Annotated in this window: 17 protein-coding genes and 1 pseudogene; 14 read left to right on the top strand and 4 right to left on the bottom strand. The window is 74.5% G+C overall.

The genetic code is table 11. The features are described 5' to 3' along the window. Together ETD83_RS44975 and ETD83_RS44980 are read left to right on the top strand one after the other, a co-directional pair. A pseudogene (locus tag ETD83_RS44975) lies at window positions 1–933 on the top strand (AAA family ATPase); the annotation flags it as partial. A gap of 45 nt (window positions 934–978) precedes the next feature. After that, window positions 979–1,635 carry a helicase domain-containing protein gene (locus ETD83_RS44980; protein WP_230421304.1) on the top strand — a complete coding sequence of 219 codons (657 nt, stop codon included), beginning with the start codon at window positions 979–981 and terminating at the stop codon, window positions 1,633–1,635. A gap of 7 nt (window positions 1,636–1,642) precedes the next feature. On the opposite strand, the gene ETD83_RS30690 is transcribed toward ETD83_RS44980, so the two are convergent. Beyond that, window positions 1,643–2,209: a TetR/AcrR family transcriptional regulator gene (locus ETD83_RS30690; protein ID WP_138648706.1), complete on the bottom strand. Its 567-nt coding sequence runs from the start codon at window positions 2,207–2,209 to the stop codon at window positions 1,643–1,645. 108 nt (window positions 2,210–2,317) lie between these two features. On the opposite strand from ETD83_RS30690, the gene ETD83_RS30695 reads away from it, so the two are divergent. Genes ETD83_RS30695 through ETD83_RS30705 form a run of 3 tightly spaced genes read left to right on the top strand, consistent with a single transcriptional unit; the run spans window position 2,318 to window position 4,982 of the window. Next, window positions 2,318–2,719, top strand: a complete 402-nt coding sequence (locus ETD83_RS30695) for a nuclear transport factor 2 family protein (protein ID WP_138648707.1) — start codon at window positions 2,318–2,320, stop codon at window positions 2,717–2,719. After that, a complete protein-coding gene (locus ETD83_RS30700; RefSeq protein ID WP_230421305.1) occupies window positions 2,716–3,909 on the top strand; it encodes an acyl-CoA dehydrogenase family protein in 1,194 nt (397 codons plus the stop codon). Before ETD83_RS30695 ends, ETD83_RS30700 begins: the two co-directional genes overlap by 4 nt. Then, window positions 3,906–4,982, top strand: a complete 1,077-nt coding sequence (locus tag ETD83_RS30705; RefSeq protein WP_138648708.1) for an acyl-CoA dehydrogenase family protein — start codon at window positions 3,906–3,908, stop codon at window positions 4,980–4,982. The genes ETD83_RS30700 and ETD83_RS30705 overlap by 4 nt, the downstream gene beginning before the upstream one ends. Window positions 4,983–5,019: 37 nt before the next feature. Here ETD83_RS30705 and ETD83_RS30710 read toward each other — a convergent pair whose 3' ends face one another. Genes ETD83_RS30710 through ETD83_RS30720 form a run of 3 tightly spaced genes read right to left on the bottom strand, consistent with a single transcriptional unit; the run spans window position 5,020 to window position 7,105 of the window. Then, window positions 5,020–5,859 (bottom strand): 1-aminocyclopropane-1-carboxylate deaminase/D-cysteine desulfhydrase, encoded by an 840-nt coding sequence (locus tag ETD83_RS30710; protein ID WP_138648709.1) that lies wholly within the window; start codon window positions 5,857–5,859, stop codon window positions 5,020–5,022. Further along, window positions 5,856–6,500, bottom strand: a complete 645-nt coding sequence (locus ETD83_RS30715; RefSeq protein WP_138648710.1) for an adenylate kinase family protein — start codon at window positions 6,498–6,500, stop codon at window positions 5,856–5,858. The genes ETD83_RS30710 and ETD83_RS30715 overlap by 4 nt, the downstream gene beginning before the upstream one ends. Window positions 6,501–6,550: 50 nt before the next feature. Continuing rightward, complete coding sequence (locus ETD83_RS30720; protein ID WP_138648711.1) at window positions 6,551–7,105, bottom strand: universal stress protein; 555 nt, start codon at window positions 7,103–7,105, stop codon at window positions 6,551–6,553. Window positions 7,106–7,254: 149 nt separating this feature from the next. Here ETD83_RS30720 and ETD83_RS30725 point away from each other — a divergent pair, with 149 nt between their 5' ends. The 9 genes from ETD83_RS30725 to ETD83_RS30760 all read left to right on the top strand — a co-directional run bounded on the left by ETD83_RS30725 (window position 7,255) and on the right by ETD83_RS30760 (window position 14,892). Further along, window positions 7,255–7,755, top strand: coding sequence for an XdhC family protein (locus tag ETD83_RS30725; protein WP_138648712.1), 501 nt, complete (start codon window positions 7,255–7,257; stop codon window positions 7,753–7,755). A gap of 179 nt (window positions 7,756–7,934) precedes the next feature. After that, window positions 7,935–8,924 (top strand): sigma-70 family RNA polymerase sigma factor, encoded by a 990-nt coding sequence (locus tag ETD83_RS30730; protein WP_138648713.1) that lies wholly within the window; start codon window positions 7,935–7,937, stop codon window positions 8,922–8,924. A 126-nt stretch (window positions 8,925–9,050) separates the two neighbouring features. Continuing rightward, window positions 9,051–9,737, top strand: coding sequence for a protocatechuate 3,4-dioxygenase subunit beta (pcaH, locus tag ETD83_RS30735; RefSeq protein ID WP_138648714.1), 687 nt, complete (start codon window positions 9,051–9,053; stop codon window positions 9,735–9,737). A gap of 73 nt (window positions 9,738–9,810) precedes the next feature. Continuing rightward, complete coding sequence (pcaG, locus tag ETD83_RS30740) at window positions 9,811–10,392, top strand: protocatechuate 3,4-dioxygenase subunit alpha (protein ID WP_138648715.1); 582 nt, start codon at window positions 9,811–9,813, stop codon at window positions 10,390–10,392. After that, the gene (gene pcaB / locus ETD83_RS30745; RefSeq protein WP_230421306.1) at window positions 10,382–11,596 is read left to right on the top strand and encodes a 3-carboxy-cis,cis-muconate cycloisomerase; all 1,215 of its coding nucleotides are present in this window, start codon (window positions 10,382–10,384) and stop codon (window positions 11,594–11,596) included. The genes pcaG and pcaB overlap by 11 nt, the downstream gene beginning before the upstream one ends. After that, window positions 11,593–12,372, top strand: coding sequence for a 3-oxoadipate enol-lactonase (gene pcaD, locus ETD83_RS43950; RefSeq protein WP_329602994.1), 780 nt, complete (start codon window positions 11,593–11,595; stop codon window positions 12,370–12,372). Before pcaB ends, pcaD begins: the two co-directional genes overlap by 4 nt. Then, window positions 12,369–12,764, top strand: coding sequence for a 4-carboxymuconolactone decarboxylase (pcaC, locus tag ETD83_RS45775; RefSeq protein WP_205717975.1), 396 nt, complete (start codon window positions 12,369–12,371; stop codon window positions 12,762–12,764). Before pcaD ends, pcaC begins: the two co-directional genes overlap by 4 nt. Before the next feature lie 155 nt (window positions 12,765–12,919). Next, on the top strand, window positions 12,920–13,678 hold the full coding sequence (locus tag ETD83_RS30755; protein WP_138648716.1) for an IclR family transcriptional regulator: 759 nt from the start codon (window positions 12,920–12,922) through the stop codon (window positions 13,676–13,678). Between the two features lie 56 nt (window positions 13,679–13,734). Further along, window positions 13,735–14,892: a 4-hydroxybenzoate 3-monooxygenase gene (locus ETD83_RS30760; RefSeq protein WP_138648717.1), complete on the top strand. Its 1,158-nt coding sequence runs from the start codon at window positions 13,735–13,737 to the stop codon at window positions 14,890–14,892. Window positions 14,893–14,921: the final 29 nt, after the last annotated feature.

The raw sequence follows: 14,921 nt of genomic DNA on the forward strand, positions 1-14,921 counted from the left end.
CCGAGCGGAGCTCGTCCGTTGGATGGCGGTGGGTGGGGGCTGGAGGACGGTCCGCCGAGCGGAGCTCGTCCGCTGGCGGACGGTCCGTCCCGGATCCTGACCGAGGAGATCGAACGCCCCCGCACCGGCCCGATGCGCGACATCGTCGCGACCATCCAGCCGGAGCAGGACGTGATCGTCCGCGCCGACCTGCCCCGCACCGTCTGCGTCCAGGGCGCGCCCGGCACCGGCAAGACCGCCGTCGGCCTGCACCGCGCCGCGTACCTGCTGTTCACGCACCGGGAGCGGCTGGCGCGGTCCGGGGTGCTCATCGTCGGGCCGAACCGGGCGTTCCTCGCCTACATCTCCGCCGTCCTGCCCGCGCTCGGCGAGGTCAGCGTCGAGCAGGCCACGATCGACGACCTGCTCGGCGCGCCCGCCGCGGCCGAGCCCGCGCCGGTCGCCGCGCTGAAGGGCGAGGCGCGGATGGCGGACGTGCTCCGCAAGGCGCTGTGGCTGCACGTCCGCAAGCCCGAGGACGGCCCGGTCTTCACCCGGGGCTCCGCCCGCTTCCGGCTCGCCGACCACGAGGTCAGGGAGATCGCCGCCGCGCTGCGCGGCACGACCCGCTACGGGAGCGGCCGGGCCGCGTTCGCGCAGCGGCTCGCGCACCACATCCTCGTGCGGATGGAGCGGCGCGGCGCGGCGCCCGACGACCGCGTCCAGGACCAGGTCGCGCGCAGCAAGCCCGTCAAGCAGGTCCTGGACGAGGTGTGGCCGAAGCTGACCGCCGGGCAGGTCCTGTACCGGCTGCTCTCCGACGCCGACTTCCTGCGGAAGGCCGCCAAGGGCGTCCTCGACGAGGAGGAACAGCACGCGATCCGGTGGGCCAGGCCCGCCCGCTCCCACCGCTCGGCCAAATGGACCGCCGCCGACCGCGCGCTCCTGGACTAGCTGAACGACCTCATCGAGCGCACCGCCTCCCTCGGGCACCTCGTCGTGGACGAGGCGCAGGACCTGTCGGCCATGCAGCTGCGGGCGCTGGGCCGCCGCTGCGGGACGGGCTCCGCGACCGTCCTCGGCGACATCGCGCAGGGCACCACCGCCTGGTCGGCGCGGTCGTGGAAGGACGTCCTCACCCACCTCGGGCAGGACGGGGACGTCACCGAGCTCACCCTCGGGTTCCGCGTTCCCGGCACCGTCCTGGACTACGCGGCCCGGCTGCTCCCGCACGTCGCGCCGGAGCTGGAGCGGCCGCGCTCGCTGCGCCCCGGGCCGGGCGCCCTTGACGTCCGGCGCGTCCCCGACCCGATGGCCGCCGCCGTCGGCGCCGCCCGCGAGGCCCTCGCCCGTCCCGGGTCGGTCGGGCTGATCGTCGCGGACGCCGCCGCGGACGCGCACGCCGCCGCGCTGCGCGCCGCGGGCGTCGAGCACGAGCTCCTCGGGCCCGAGTCCGACGGCGCCGCCCGCCTGCTCGTCATCCCGGCGACGCTCGCCAAGGGCCTGGAGTACGACCACGTGATCGTCGCCGAGCCCGCCGCCATCGCCGCCGCCGAGGCGCGCGGCCTGGCCCGCCTGTACGTCGTGCTGACCCGCGCCGTCACGTCCCTCACGATCCTGCACCGCGACGACCTCCCCGCGGAGCTGGCGTCGTGAACCCGCGTCACGGGCGGGGGCGGAGGCCGTCGAAGGCGAACGTGAGGACGTCCTCGTGGGCGCCGGCGCGCCCGGCCGCGTAGGACATGCCCGCCAGCAGCGCCATGACCTCGGCCGGGCCCACGTCCGCGCGGACGGCCCCCGCCTCCTGCGCGCGTTCCAGCAGCACTCCGAGTGCCGCCTGCAGGCCGGTCCCCGTCCGTCCGGTCGCCGCGCGGGCGTCGACGCCCGCCTCCGCCAGCGCCTCCGTCACGGCCCGCTTGGTCGCCGCCTGCGCCACCACCCGCGTGAAGAACCCGAAGAACGCCTCGCCCGCGTCGTCCGCCGACCGCAGGCCCTCGGCCTCGGCGGCGAGCCGCTCCAGCAGGGCGACCAGGACGGCCTCCAGCAGCGACTCCTTGGTCGGGAAATGGCGGAACACCGTGCCGATCCCGACGCCCGCCTTCCGCGCGACCTCCTCGGTGGAGGCCGAGGTCCCCTGGACGGCGAAGACCTCCTCCGCCGCGGCGAGGACCTTCGCGCGGTTGCGCAGCGCGTCGGCGCGAAGCGGCCGCCCGGACGCGGATGATGTCATCGCAGCCTTCCGTTGACCGGTGCCGACCGGCGTCGACCAGGTTGACCGGTTGAGTCGCGGCTCCTATATCTTCTTCCGGAGCACGAACTCCGATTCTAGGGGAGGGACATGTCCGAGTTCGCCAGCCCCCGGGCCGTCTTCCAGCGGCTGATCGACGGGGTGACCGCGCGGCGGCCCGACGCGCTGCCGCGCCTGTACGCCGAGGACGCGGTGGTCGTGCACCCGCTCGCCCGCCCCGCGTCCCGGCTGGAGGGCCGCGAGGCGCTGCGCGAGCACTTCGCCCGCCTGCGGAACCTGCCGGTGGAGATGACCGCGCGCAACATCGTCGTCCACCAGACCGCAGACCCCGAGGTCATCGTGGCCGAGTTCGAGTACGAGGGGCGCAACACCGAGACCGGGGAGGCGTTCGTCGTGCCCAACATCTTCGTCCTGCGGGTGCGGGACGGCCGCATCGTCGAGTCCCGCGACTACGCCCGCCACCACGCCTTCGAAGAGGCGTTCGCCCTGTGAGCGCGGCAGCGCCCGGCCCCGGCGAGCTGGAGCGGCTGGTCGGCGGGTTCCTCGCGGCGCACGACCCCGCGGCGATGGAGCCCCTGGAGTTCCTGCGGGCCCGGTTCGACGCCGGCCTCGCCTGGGTCCACTACCCGGAGGGGCTCGGCGGGCTCGGCGCGCCCCGCGCCCTGCAGCCCGCCGTCGACCGGCGGTTCGCCGACGCGGGCGCGCCGACCAACCATCCGGAGCGCAACGCCATCGGCCTCGGCATGGCCGCGCCGACGATCGCCGCGTTCGGCACCGACGAGCAGAAGCGCCGCTTCCTGCGCCCCCTCTGGACGGGCGAGGAGCTGTGGTGCCAGCTGTTCAGCGAGCCGGGCGCCGGGTCCGACCTCGCCGCGCTGGCCACCCGCGCCGTCCGCGACGGCGACGCCTGGACGGTCGACGGCCAGAAGGTCTGGACGTCCATGGCCCACGAGGCGCGCTGGGCGATCATCGTCACCCGCACCGACCCCGACGTCCCCAAGCACCGCGGCATGACCTACTTCGTCTGCGACATGACCGCGCCCGGCGTCGAGGTGCGGCCCCTTCGGCAGCTCACCGGCGAGGCCGAGTTCAACGAGGTCTTCCTCACCGGCGTGCGGATCCCCGACGAGCACCGCCTCGGCGACGTCGGCCAGGGCTGGCAGGTCGCCACGACCACACTGATGAACGAGCGGGTCGCGATCGGCGGCCACGCGGCGCCGCGCGAGAGCGGCATGATCGGCGTGGTCGCCGCCCTCTGGCGCGACCGCCCGGAGCTGCGCACCCCCGGCCTGCACGACGCGCTGATGCGCGCGTGGGTGGAGACCGAGGCCGCCCGCCTCACCGGGGAGCGGCTCAGGCAGCAGCTCACCGCCGGGCGGCCCGGCCCCGAGGGGTCGGGCGTCAAGCTGGCGTTCGCCAGGCTCAACCAGGAGGTGTCCGGCCTGGAGCTGGACGTCCTCGGCGAGGACGGCCTGCGCTACGACGACTGGACCATGCGCCGCCCGACCGAGGTCGACTTCACCCGCCGCTCGCCCGGCTACCGCTACCTGCGCGCCAAGGGCAACTCCATCGAGGGCGGCACCTCGGAGATCCTGCGCAACATCATCGCCGAGCGCGTCCTCGGCCTGCCCGGCGAGATCCGGGTCGACAAGGACGTGCCGTGGAAGGACCTCCCCAAGTGACCGACCTGCTGTACACCGGGATCGAGGACGACCTGCGGGCGAGCGTCCGCGACGTGCTCGGGGACAAGGCGCCCTGGACGTCCGTCCTCGCCGGGACCGAGAAGGACGACCCCTACGACGCGGCGCTGTGGCGGGCGATCGCCGCCGGGCTCGGCTGCGCCGGGCTGCCCGTCCCGGAGGACCTCGGCGGCGCTGGCGCGACCTGGCGCGAGACCGCCGTCGTGATGGAGGAACTCGGCCGCTTCGCCGCGCCCGTCCCGTTCCTGACCAGCGCCGTCGTCGCGACGGCCGCGCTGATGGCCGCCGGGGAGCGCGACCTGCTCGCCAGGCTCGCCGCCGGAGAGCGGGTCGCCGTGCTGGCCGTCCCGTTCAGCGCCGCGCCCGGCGACGAGGCGGCCGCGGCCGTCCAGGAGGACGGCGGCGCGCTGACGGGCGAGGTCACCAGCGTCGCCGACGGGACGGCCGCCGACGTGCTGCTGGTCCCGGCCGCGGGCGGCCTCTACGCGGTGGACGCCGCCGACGCCCGCCGCACCGCCGTGACCTCCCTGGACATGACGCGCCGCCTCGCCGACGTCGCCTTCTCCGCCGCGCCCGCCCGCCGCGTCGCCGACGGGACCGGCGCCGTCCGCGCCGCCCTGATGACCGGCGCGGCGATGCTCGCGTCCGAGCAGCTCGGGCTCGCCGAACGGTGCCTGGACGACACCGTCGCCTACGTCAAGACGCGCTACCAGTTCGGGCGGCCGATCGGCTCCTACCAGGGCCTCAAGCACCGCCTCGCGGACCTGTGGACGTCGATCACGCAGGCCCGCGCGGTCGCCCGCCACGCCGCCTCGTGCGTCGCCGCCGGGGACGCGGACACGCCGATCGCGGTCGCCGTGGCGCAGGCGCACTGCTCGGAGACCGCGCTCAAGGCCGCCGAGGAATGCGTGCAGATGCACGGCGGCATCGGCTTCACCTGGGAGCATCCGGCGCACCTCTACCTGAAGCGCGCCAAGGCCGACGCGATCGCCCTCGGCACCCCCGATCGCCACCGCGCGGCCCTGGCCTCCCTCGTCGACCTCCCACCGGCCTGACGCGTACCGCCCGGTGATCAACCGGCCGGCGCGGTGATCAGCCGGTGATGACGGCCAGGATCCGCGTGCCGTCCGGGAACTCGCCGCGCTCGGCCAGGGCGAGGACGCCGAACATCATCTTCGCCGTGTAGATCCGGTCGAGGACGATCCCGTGCCGCTCGGCGAAGTCGCCGATGAAGCCGTCCAGCTCCGGTGTCCTCCTGGCGTATCCGCCGAAGTGGAAGCCGCCCTCGACACGCCAGGCTCCCCGCCGCCCGCCGTACGTCTCCCGCTGGAGTCGCTCCACCTCGCCGTCCATGAAGCCGCCCTTCAGCACGGAGAAGCCCAGGGCGCGCTGCCCGGCCCCCAGCCCGGCGGCCAGGCCCGCGAGCGTCCCGCCGGTCCCGCAGGGGCAGCACACGACGTCGTAGCCGGGAACCTCCCCGCCAAGCTCCTCACAGCCCCGGACGGCCAGAGCGTTGCTCCCACCCTCCGGCAGAAGGTAAAAGTCACCCCATTTCCGGCGCAGCGCCGCGATCACGCCGGGCTCGTGCTTGCGCCGGTAGGACGCGCGGTCCAGGTAGGTCAGGCGCATGCCCATCCGCTCGGCCTGGGCCAGCGACTCGTTCAGCGGCTGATGCTCCTCGCCGCGGATGACCCCGATGGTCGCGAATCCGAAGATCCTCCCGGCCGCCGCCGTGGCCCGGACGTGGTTGGAGTAGGCGCCCCCGAACGTCAGGACCGTCCCGTGCTCCCGGGCGGGGCCGAGGTTGTGCTTGAGCTTCCGCCACTTGTTGCCGGGCAGCTCCGGGTGGATCAGATCGTCCCGCTTCAGGAACAGCCGCAGGCCCCGCCGGGCGAACCGGTCGTCGGCCAGCTCGGCGACGGGGGAGGTCACCGCGGCATCGGCAGCCGGAGCCGGTCGCGGAGCGCCCGCTGCACCTCGTGGACGCCCGGCCGCGCGTCCACGGTGACCACGTACTCCTTGCGGCCGAACAGGTCCAGGATCGGGTCGGTCTTCTCGTGGTACAGCCGGAGCCGCTCGGCCAGCGCCTCCTCCGTGTCGTCCTCCCGCGCGACCAGCGCGCCGCCGCACACGTCGCAGCGCCCCTCCTCGGTGGGACGGTCGTCGATGAGGTTGTAGTCCATCCCGCACCGGGAGCAGAGCCGCCGGGCCAGGACGCGGCGCCGGACCTCCCCGTCCGGCAGGTCCAGATGGATCACGCCGTCGATGTCGTAGCTCTCCAGGAAGAACTCCGTCTGCCTGCGGCTGCGCGGGAACCCGTCGATCACGAAGCCGTAGTTCCAGTCGTGCTGGTCGAGGCGGTCCCGGACGACGCCCTCCACCAGATCGTCGCCGACCAGCTCGCCGGCCGCCATGATGCGCCGCACCTGGGCGCCGAGCTTCGTGTGGCTCTTGACGTGCCACCGGAAGATGTCCCCGACGCTGATGTGCACGATGTCCAGATCCCGCGCGAGCAGCCCCGACTGCGTCCCCTTGCCGCTGCCGAGCGGGCCGATGATGACGTACTTGCGCATGCGGAGAGCCTATGCGGCGCGCCCGTGCCCCCCGGAGCGGCGGGCCCGGGTCACAGCGGCAGGCGCAGGCGGCGGCCCAGCCGCCGGAACCGGGAGTCGGGGACGTGCTCGGGCGACTCGTCCCGCGCGGTCAGGCACTCCAGCAGCGTGTCGAACGCGGGCGGGCGGACGCACACCAGCGTCGCCCGGGCCCGCCGCGCGCAGTGCAGCCGCACCGACGGGCGCAGCAGCCGCGAGAACGGGCTGCGCGTCCCGTGCCCGACGACGAGGATGTCGTCGTCTCCCGCCAGCCGCACCAGCGTCGCGCCCGGCTCGCCGACCAGCGCCAGCGCCGTCATCTCCACGCCGTCCGGCGGGCCGTCGCTCACCTCCGCGAGCAGCCGCGCGATCAGCTCGGCGCCGGACCCGCGCAGCGCCTCGGTGATGCCGCAGCCGAGCTGCCCGGCCGCCGACACGTGCGGGGGCAGCGGCGCGGCGTGGGCGACCAGCAGGGGCAGCCTCCGCAGCCGTGCCTCGCCGATCGCCCAGGAGAGGGCGCACCGGGCGCCCGCGGAGTCGTCGACCCCCACCACCACGCGTGGGCCGCCCTCCGGTCTCGCGATCACGGTCCCTCCCGAGGCCGCCGGTTGATGTGCAGTCTAGGTTGCAGGCATACCCGCCGCCACGGAAGTGTTTCGCGTAGTGGAAACACCGGTTTCCCCAAAATGAACGCGTCCGCTTTACCGGCCGCCGACGCGGGCGGCAGACTTCCGTTATGAGCACACCGCACGCGAACGACCCGGCGAGCTGCGCCGTGGCGCACGGCGACGTCCCGCCCGCGGCGGGGGAGCGGACGCTGGTCGCGGTCTTCGCGGGCGCCGTCGCGGACCACCTGCTGCGCTACGGCGCCGACCTCGGCTACCGCACGTTCCTCGTCGACCCCGACAAGGACCGGGACGGCACCGCCGACCTCCCGTCCCTCGACGCGACCGCGGACGTCGTCGTCACCGACCACCACCGTCCCGAACTCGGGCCCGTCCTGCGGGACGTGCTCACCCAGCCCGTCCGGTGGGTCGGCGTCATGGGCAACCCGCGCCACCCGGCCCCGCACATCCCGGCGCTCACCGAACTGGGCGTCCCGGCCGCCGACATCGCCCGCGTGCACCGCCCCATCGGCCTCAACATCGGCTCCCGCACCCCGGCGGAGATCGCCATCGCGACCCTCGCCGGGCTGATCGCCGACCGCAACGGCCGGCCCGGCGGCTTCGAGTTCTGACACGTCCCCCAGCGGCCCGGCGAGACCGCCGGTTTCGAGGTGGATGCGCTGGTCGAAGCGTAGAATGGGGCGGGTTTTACACGTTCTGTCGGTGGGCTCGCCTACGGTCGGAGGCGACGGGGGCCCGTCGGCCCACCGCCCGTCCGAGCGACGACGCCGAACGAAGGTGACGACCAACCATGTCGAACAGCACCATCGAGACAGACCGCGACTTCCAGGAACTCGCCGACCCGTACCGGCGCGAGCTGCTGGCGCACTGCTACCGGATGCTCGGCTCCATGCACGACGCCGAAGACCTCGTGCAGGAGACCTACCTGCGGGCGTGGCGCTCGTACGAGAACTTCGAGGGACGGTCCTCGCTGCGGACGTGGCTGTACCGGATCGCCACGAACGTGTGCCTGACCGCGATCGACCAGCGGGGCAACCGGCCCATGCCGTCCGGGCTCGGCGCGCCGAGCGACGAGCCGGAGCGGCCCGTGGTGGCCTCCCCCGAGGTGCCGTGGCTGGAGCCCGTTCCCGACACCGTGCTCGGCGCCGACGCCGCCGACCCCGCCACGATCGTCGCCGCCCGCGAGAGCACCCGGCTGGCGTTCGTAGCGGCGCTGCAGCACCTGCCCGCCAAGCAGCGGGTCGTGCTGATCCTGCGGGACGTCCTGAAGTGGCGGGCCGCGGAGGTCGCCGAGCTGCTCGACACCTCCACCGCCGCGGTCAACAGCGCGCTGCAGCGGGCGCGGGCCCAGCTGGAGGAGAACCAGCCCCTGCGCGACGAGCTCGTCGAGCCGACCGACCCGGCGCAGCGCGAGTTCCTCGAACGCTACGCCAAGGCGTTCGAGGACGCCGACATCACCGGCCTCATCGAGCTGTTCAAGAAGGACGTCATCTGGGAGATGCCGCCGCACCTCGACTGGTTCGTCGGCGCCGAGAACGTCGTGCAGCTCATCCGCACGCAGTGCGCGCCCTCGCCCGGCGACATCCGGATGGTCCCGTCCGCCGCGAACGGGCAGCCGGCGTTCGGGCTCTACATGCGCGGCGACGACGGCGTGCACCGCGCCTACCAGCTCCAGGTCATCAGCATCACCGATGAGGGCGTCGCGCACGTCTCCGCGTTCTTCGACACCAGCCTGTACCCGCTGTTCGGGCTGCCCGAGGAGCTGCCCGCGGAACTCTGAACGACCCCTCCCTTCCACTCAGCGGAAACCCCCGGCCGGCGCACCGGACGCCGGCTGCCAGGGTGAAAGTGAGCGGCACCGGAGCGACGGCCGGGACCGCCCGCCGCGAGTGGGAATGGGAGGCACATGGACAAGGCCGAGGCGTCGCCGCACCCTCCTTACCTGTACCCGGGCTACAAGAGCACCGTGCTCCGCGCCCCCGCGCAGGAACTGATCATGCCGAAGCTCGGCCCGGACAGCGTCGAGCTGACCTCGCCGGTCTTCGGCCACCAGGAACTCGGCCGGCGGGACTTCGACCTCACCGTCCAGCATCCCGGCGAGCCGCTCGGCGAACGCATCATCGTCACCGGCCGCGTGCTCGACACCGCGGGCCGCCCGGTGCGGAACGCGCTGGTCGAGGTGTGGCAGGCGAACGCGGCGGGCCGGTACCCGCACCTCGGCGACCTCCACCCCGCGCCGCTCGACCCGAACTTCACCGGCGCCGGCCGCTGCCTCACCGGCGACGACGGCCGCTACCGCTTCATCACGATCAAGCCCGGCGCCTACCCGTGGGGCAACCACCACAACGCGTGGCGCCCCGCGCACATCCACTACTCGGTGTTCGGGACGGCGTTCACGCAGCGGCTCGTCACGCAGATGTACTTCCCAGGCGACCCGCTGTTCGCCTACGACCCGATCTTCCAGTCGATCCCCGGCGAGAAGGACCGCGAGAAGCTGATCGCCCGGTTCGACATGGACACCACCGAACCGGAGTGGGCGCTCGGCTACCAGTGGGACATCGTCCTCGGCGACACCCCGACGGAGGCCCGATGACCGCAGCGAAGCGAGGATCTTCGGGTCGACTCCCTGGGGGTCTGGGGGTCGCCCCCCAGGAAGGCAGGGCCCGATGACCGCGGCGTCCGAGAGCGGATCGGCCGGGGCCGGTGCCTCGCCGGTCACGCCTTCGCAGACCGTTGGGCCGTTCTTCGGGTACGCGCTGCCCTACGAGGCCGGGCCGGAGGTCGTCCCGGGCTGGCGGCCGGACGCGATCCGCGTCCGGGGCCGGGTCCTCGACGGCGCCGGTGAGCCGGTGCCGGACGCGCTGCTGGAGATCTGGCAGGCCGACGAGACCGGCGAGATCCCGCGGCGGCCGGGCGGCCTCGCCCGCGCCGGGCACGACTTCTCCGGCTTCGGCCGGTGCGGCACCGACCCGGACGGCGGCTTCTGGTTCACCACCGTCAAGCCCGGCCCGATCGGCGCCGCGGCGCCGTACATCGCCGTCCTCGTGTTCGCCCGCGGGCTGCTCAAGCACGTCTTCACCCGGCTGTACTTCCCCGAGGACGCGGCTGCCCACGCGGCCGACCCGCTGCTCGGCGACGTCCCGGACGAGCGGCGCGCGACCCTGATCGCCGAGCGCGAAGGGGAGCGGCGGTACCGTTTCGACATCCACCTGCAAGGGGAGCGGGAGACGGTCTTCCTTGGCTTCTGACGAACGCGGCGCGCGCGGCGCGCCCGCCCTGCCCGGCGGAGCGGTCTCGCCGGACGCGGGGCTGCTGTCCCCCGTCCGCGCGGGGACGGAGGCCGAAGCCGCCACGAGCGACCTCGCCTACCTGACCGCGATGCTGGACGCCGAGGCCGCCCTCGCCCGCGCGCAGGCAAGCCTCGGGCTCGTCCCCGCGGACGCGGCCGGCACGATCACCACCGCCGCCGACCCGGGCCGGTTCGACCTGGCGGACGTGGCGCTCCGGGCGCGCGGCGCGGGCAACCCCGTCGTGCCCCTCGTCGCCGACCTGCGGCGGCTCGCCGGGACGGCGGGCGAGCACGTCCACAAGGGCGCGACCAGCCAGGACATCGTCGACACCGGTGCCATGCTCGTCGCGGCCCGGACCAGGCGCGTCGTCCTCGCCCACCTCGACCGGGCCCTGGACGCGCTCGCCGGGCTCGCGGCGCGCTACCGCGACACGCCGATGGCCGCCCGCACCCTCGGCCGGCAGGCGCTGCCGACGACGTTCGGCGCGAAGGCCGCGAACTGGCTGATGGGCTGCCTGGACGCCCGCGAGCGGCTCGCCGCCGTGATCCTCCCGGTGCAGCTCGGCGGCCCCGCCGGGACGCTCGACGCCTACGGGGACCGGGCGCTCGACCTGGTCGCCGCGTACGCGGACGAGACGGGGCTGGCCTGCCCCGTCCTGCCGTGGCACACGCGCCGCACCCCGGTCGTGGACCTGGCGGCGGCGCTGGCACTGGTCGCCGGCGCGCTCGGCAAGATCGCCACCGATGTGTGGCTGCTGTCGCAGAGCGAGGTCGGGGAGGTGGCCGAGGCCGCGGGGGCGGGGAAGGGCGGCTCGTCGTCGATGCCGCACAAGCGCAACCCGGCGCTGTCCACGCTGATCCGGTCCGCCGCGCTGCAGGTCCCGGCCCAGGTCCAGGTGCTGCTCGCCGCGCAGGCCGCGCCGCACGAGCGTCCCGCGGGGGAGTGGCACGCGGAGTGGCAGCCGCTGCGCGAGTGCCTGCGCCTCACCGGCGGAGCGGCGGAGACGGCCGCCGACCTGGTGGACGGCCTGGAGGTGTCCACGGAGCTGATGCGGGCCGACCTCGACGATCTGCTCGACGTCCTCGGCGGCGATCCCGGTCCGGGCGCCGCAGCCGTACTCGTCGGCCAGGCCCTCGACGCCTACCGGAGGAGCCGCGCGTGATCCGGGGACGATCGCCGCACCATCGCCTGGACGGCCCGCCGGACGCGCCCGTCGTCGTCCTGGGCCCGTCCCTCGGCACGTCCATGGACCTGTGGCTGCCGCAGCTGCCCGCGCTGACCCGGACGTGGCGCGTCCTGCGCTACGACCTGCCCGGCCACGGAAAGGAGCCGCCGCCGGACGGCCCCTTCACCGTCGAGGACCTCGCCGACGGGATCGCCCGCCTGCTGGACGACCTCGGCATCGACAAGGCCGCCTACGCGGGCGTGTCGCTCGGCGGCGCCGTCGGTACCGCGCTCGCGCTCCGCGCCCCCGGCCGCGTGGCCGGCCTGATCCTGTGCTGCACGTCCCCGCGCTTCGGCGATCCAGGGCCGTGGCGGGACCGGGCCGCCCTCGTCCGCCGCGAGGGCGTCGGGCCGGTGGCGGACACGGCGGCCGGACGCTGGTTCACCCCGTCCTTCACGGGCGCCGAGCCGTACCTGGCGATGCTCCGCGCGACCGATCCCGAAGGCTACGCCGCCTGCTGCGACGCCCTCGCCGGGTTCGACGCCACCGAGCGGCTCGGCGGGATCTCGGCGCCGACCCTGGTGATCGCCGGCGCGCAGGACGTCCCGACCCCGCCGGACGGCCACGCCCGCAGGCTCGCCGCCGGAATCCCGGACGCCCGCCTGACGATCGTCGACGACGCCGGGCACCTGGGGAACGTCGAGCGGCCCGGCCCGGTCACCGGCGCGATCACCGCGCACCTCGACCGCACCTGGAAGGAGACCCGCCGATGACCGACGCGCAGCGGATGAGCGAAGCCGAGCGGCACGCGCAGGGCATGAAGACCCGCCGCGAGGTCCTCGGCGACGCGCACGTCGACCGCGCCGAGGCCGGCAAGGACGAGTTCACCGCCGACTTCCAGGACATGATCACCCGGTACGCGTGGGGCGAGATCTGGAGCCGCCCCGGCCTGGACCGCAAGACCCGCAGCTGCATCACGCTGACCGCGATGGTCGCCGGCGGTCACCTGGAGGAGCTCGCGATGCACGTGCGGGCCGCGCTCCGCAACGGGCTGACCCGCGAGGAGATCAAGGAGGTGCTCCTGCAGTCGGCGATCTATTGTGGGGTGCCCGCCGCGAACTCGGCGTTCGCCGTCGCCCAGCGGGTACTCACCGAGCAGGAGTGACGGGCGGACGGGCCCGGGCGGCGACAGTGCGGGCGGTGACGGCGTGGACGGTGGACGGCGTGGGAGCTGACCGGGCGGGCGCGGATGGCGCGGATGGCGCGGATGGCGCGGGAGGCCCGGGTGGCGCGCGGCCGGTCAGCGTGGCGGGCAAGGTCATGGCCATCCTGAACGCGTTCGCGCAGGGCGGCGTGCGGCTGAACCTGAGCGAGATCTGCCGCCGGTCGGGGCTGCCCCTCGCCACCGGCCACCGCCTCGTCGGCGAGCTGGTCGCGGGCGGGTTCCTGGAGCGCGTCCCGGACGGCACCTACCGCATCGGCACCCGGCTCTGGCGGATCGGCAGCCAGGCCCCGGCCGTCATGGGTCTGCGCGAGCTGGCGCTCCCGCACATGGAGGACCTGTACGAGGCCACCCACGACAACGTCCAGCTCGGCGTCCTGCGCGACGACCGCGTGCTGATCGTGGAACGGCTGCGCGGCACCCGCTCGGTGCCGGTCGTGACGCAGGTCGGGCAGACGCTGCCGCTGCACACCACCGGCGTCGGGAAGGTGCTGCTGGCCTACGCGCCGCCGGACGTCCGGGAGAAGGTCCTGAGCGGAGACCTCGACCGGCACTCCCGGCGCTCCATCACCGACCCGGACGAGCTGCGCCGCTCGATCGAGCGGGTCCGCCGCTCCGGGTACGCGCTGACCCGCGACGAGATGACGCTCGGCGCGTCGTCCGTCGGCGCCCCGGTGCGGGACGGCGCGGGCGCCGTCGTCGCGGCGATGTCGCTGGTCTCCGGCACCCGCGGCGCCGACCTGCGCCGGCTGCTGCCGCCGCTGACGACGGCGGTGCGCGCCCTGTCCCGCGACGTGGCCGCCCACTGGCACGGGAACCCCGACATCTTCTCCGCCGAGCGGGACACCGGAGCCTGAACCCGCGGCGATGCCCCGGCATTGCCGGACGAACCGACCACGAGGGGAAAGACCCGATGCGCACCCAGGTCGCGATCATCGGCGGCGGGCCCGCGGGCCTGCTGCTGTCCCACCTGCTCCATCTCCAGGGGATCGACTCGGTGGTCCTGGAGAGCCGGGACCGCGACTACGTGGAGCACCGCCAGCGCGCCGGGATGCTGGAGCAGGGCACGACCGACGCGCTGCGCGACAGCGGCGTCGGGGAGCGGCTCGACCGGGAGGGCCTCGTCCACCACGGCCTGGAGCTGCGGTTCGGCGGCGCCGGGCACCGCATCCCGCTCACCGGCCTGACCGGCCGGACGGTGACCGTCTACGCCCAGACCGAGATCGTCAAGGACCTCGTCGCCCGGCGGCTGGCGGACGGCGGCGACATCCGGTTCGAGGCCGAGGTCGTGGACCTGGACGCGTCCGCGCCGCGCGTGACCTACCGCGGCGGCGGCGAGACCCGCACCCTCGACTGCGACTACATCGCGGGCTGCGACGGGTTCCACGGCGTCAGCCGCCCGGCGGTGCCGGGGCTGCGGACGTTCTCCCGCGACTACCCGTTCGCGTGGCTCGGCATCCTCGCCGGCGTCCGCCCGTCCACCGAGGAGCTCATCTACGCCAGCCACGACCGCGGCTTCGCGCTGCACAGCCTGCGCTCGCCCACGGTCAGCCGCCTGTACCTGCAGGTGCCGCCGGACGAGGACATCGCCGCCTGGCCCGACGCCCGCATCTGGGACGAGCTCGCCGCGCGGTTCGCCACCGGCGACGGCTGGAAGCTGCACGAGGGCCCGGTCACCGACAAGGCGATCACGCCGATGCGCAGCTTCGTGGCCGAGCCGATGCGGCACGACCGGCTGTTCCTCGCCGGGGACGCGGGCCACATCGTCCCGCCGACCGGCGCGAAGGGCCTCAACCTCGCCGTGTCCGACGTGATCATCCTGGCGCGAGCGCTCACCGAGCGGTACGCCACCGGCTCGGAGACCCTGCTGGACGGCTACTCCGACGCGTGCCTGCGGCGCGTCTGGCGGGCCGAGCACTTCTCCTACTGGATGACGACGCTGCTGCACGTCGACCCGGCAGCGACCGCGTTCGAGCGGCGGCTCCAGCGCGCCCACCTGGACTACGTGGCCTCGTCGGAGGCCGCCGCCACGTCGCTGGCGGAGAACTACGTCGGCCTGCCCATCGAATAGGGTCCTGATCCTGTCTCTTATACACACCT

Source organism: Actinomadura soli, assembly GCF_005889715.1.
Lineage (GTDB): Bacteria > Actinomycetota > Actinomycetes > Streptosporangiales > Streptosporangiaceae > Spirillospora > Spirillospora soli.

Excerpts from the sequence above, each read along its gene's own strand:
- ETD83_RS30690 (WP_138648706.1), bottom strand. The coding sequence starts at position 2,209 with ATGACATCATCCGCGTCCGGGCGGCCGCTTCGCGCCGACGCGCTGCGC.
- ETD83_RS30760 (WP_138648717.1), top strand. The coding sequence starts at position 13,735 with ATGCGCACCCAGGTCGCGATCATCGGCGGCGGGCCCGCGGGCCTGCTG.
- ETD83_RS30695 (WP_138648707.1), top strand. The coding sequence starts at position 2,318 with ATGTCCGAGTTCGCCAGCCCCCGGGCCGTCTTCCAGCGGCTGATCGAC.
- pcaC (WP_205717975.1), top strand. The coding sequence starts at position 12,369 with ATGACCGACGCGCAGCGGATGAGCGAAGCCGAGCGGCACGCGCAGGGC.
- ETD83_RS30730 (WP_138648713.1), top strand. The coding sequence starts at position 7,935 with ATGTCGAACAGCACCATCGAGACAGACCGCGACTTCCAGGAACTCGCC.
- ETD83_RS30725 (WP_138648712.1), top strand. The coding sequence starts at position 7,255 with ATGAGCACACCGCACGCGAACGACCCGGCGAGCTGCGCCGTGGCGCAC.
- pcaG (WP_138648715.1), top strand. The coding sequence starts at position 9,811 with ATGACCGCGGCGTCCGAGAGCGGATCGGCCGGGGCCGGTGCCTCGCCG.
- ETD83_RS30715 (WP_138648710.1), bottom strand. The coding sequence starts at position 6,500 with ATGCGCAAGTACGTCATCATCGGCCCGCTCGGCAGCGGCAAGGGGACG.
- ETD83_RS30755 (WP_138648716.1), top strand. The coding sequence starts at position 12,920 with ATGGCCATCCTGAACGCGTTCGCGCAGGGCGGCGTGCGGCTGAACCTG.
- pcaH (WP_138648714.1), top strand. The coding sequence starts at position 9,051 with ATGGACAAGGCCGAGGCGTCGCCGCACCCTCCTTACCTGTACCCGGGC.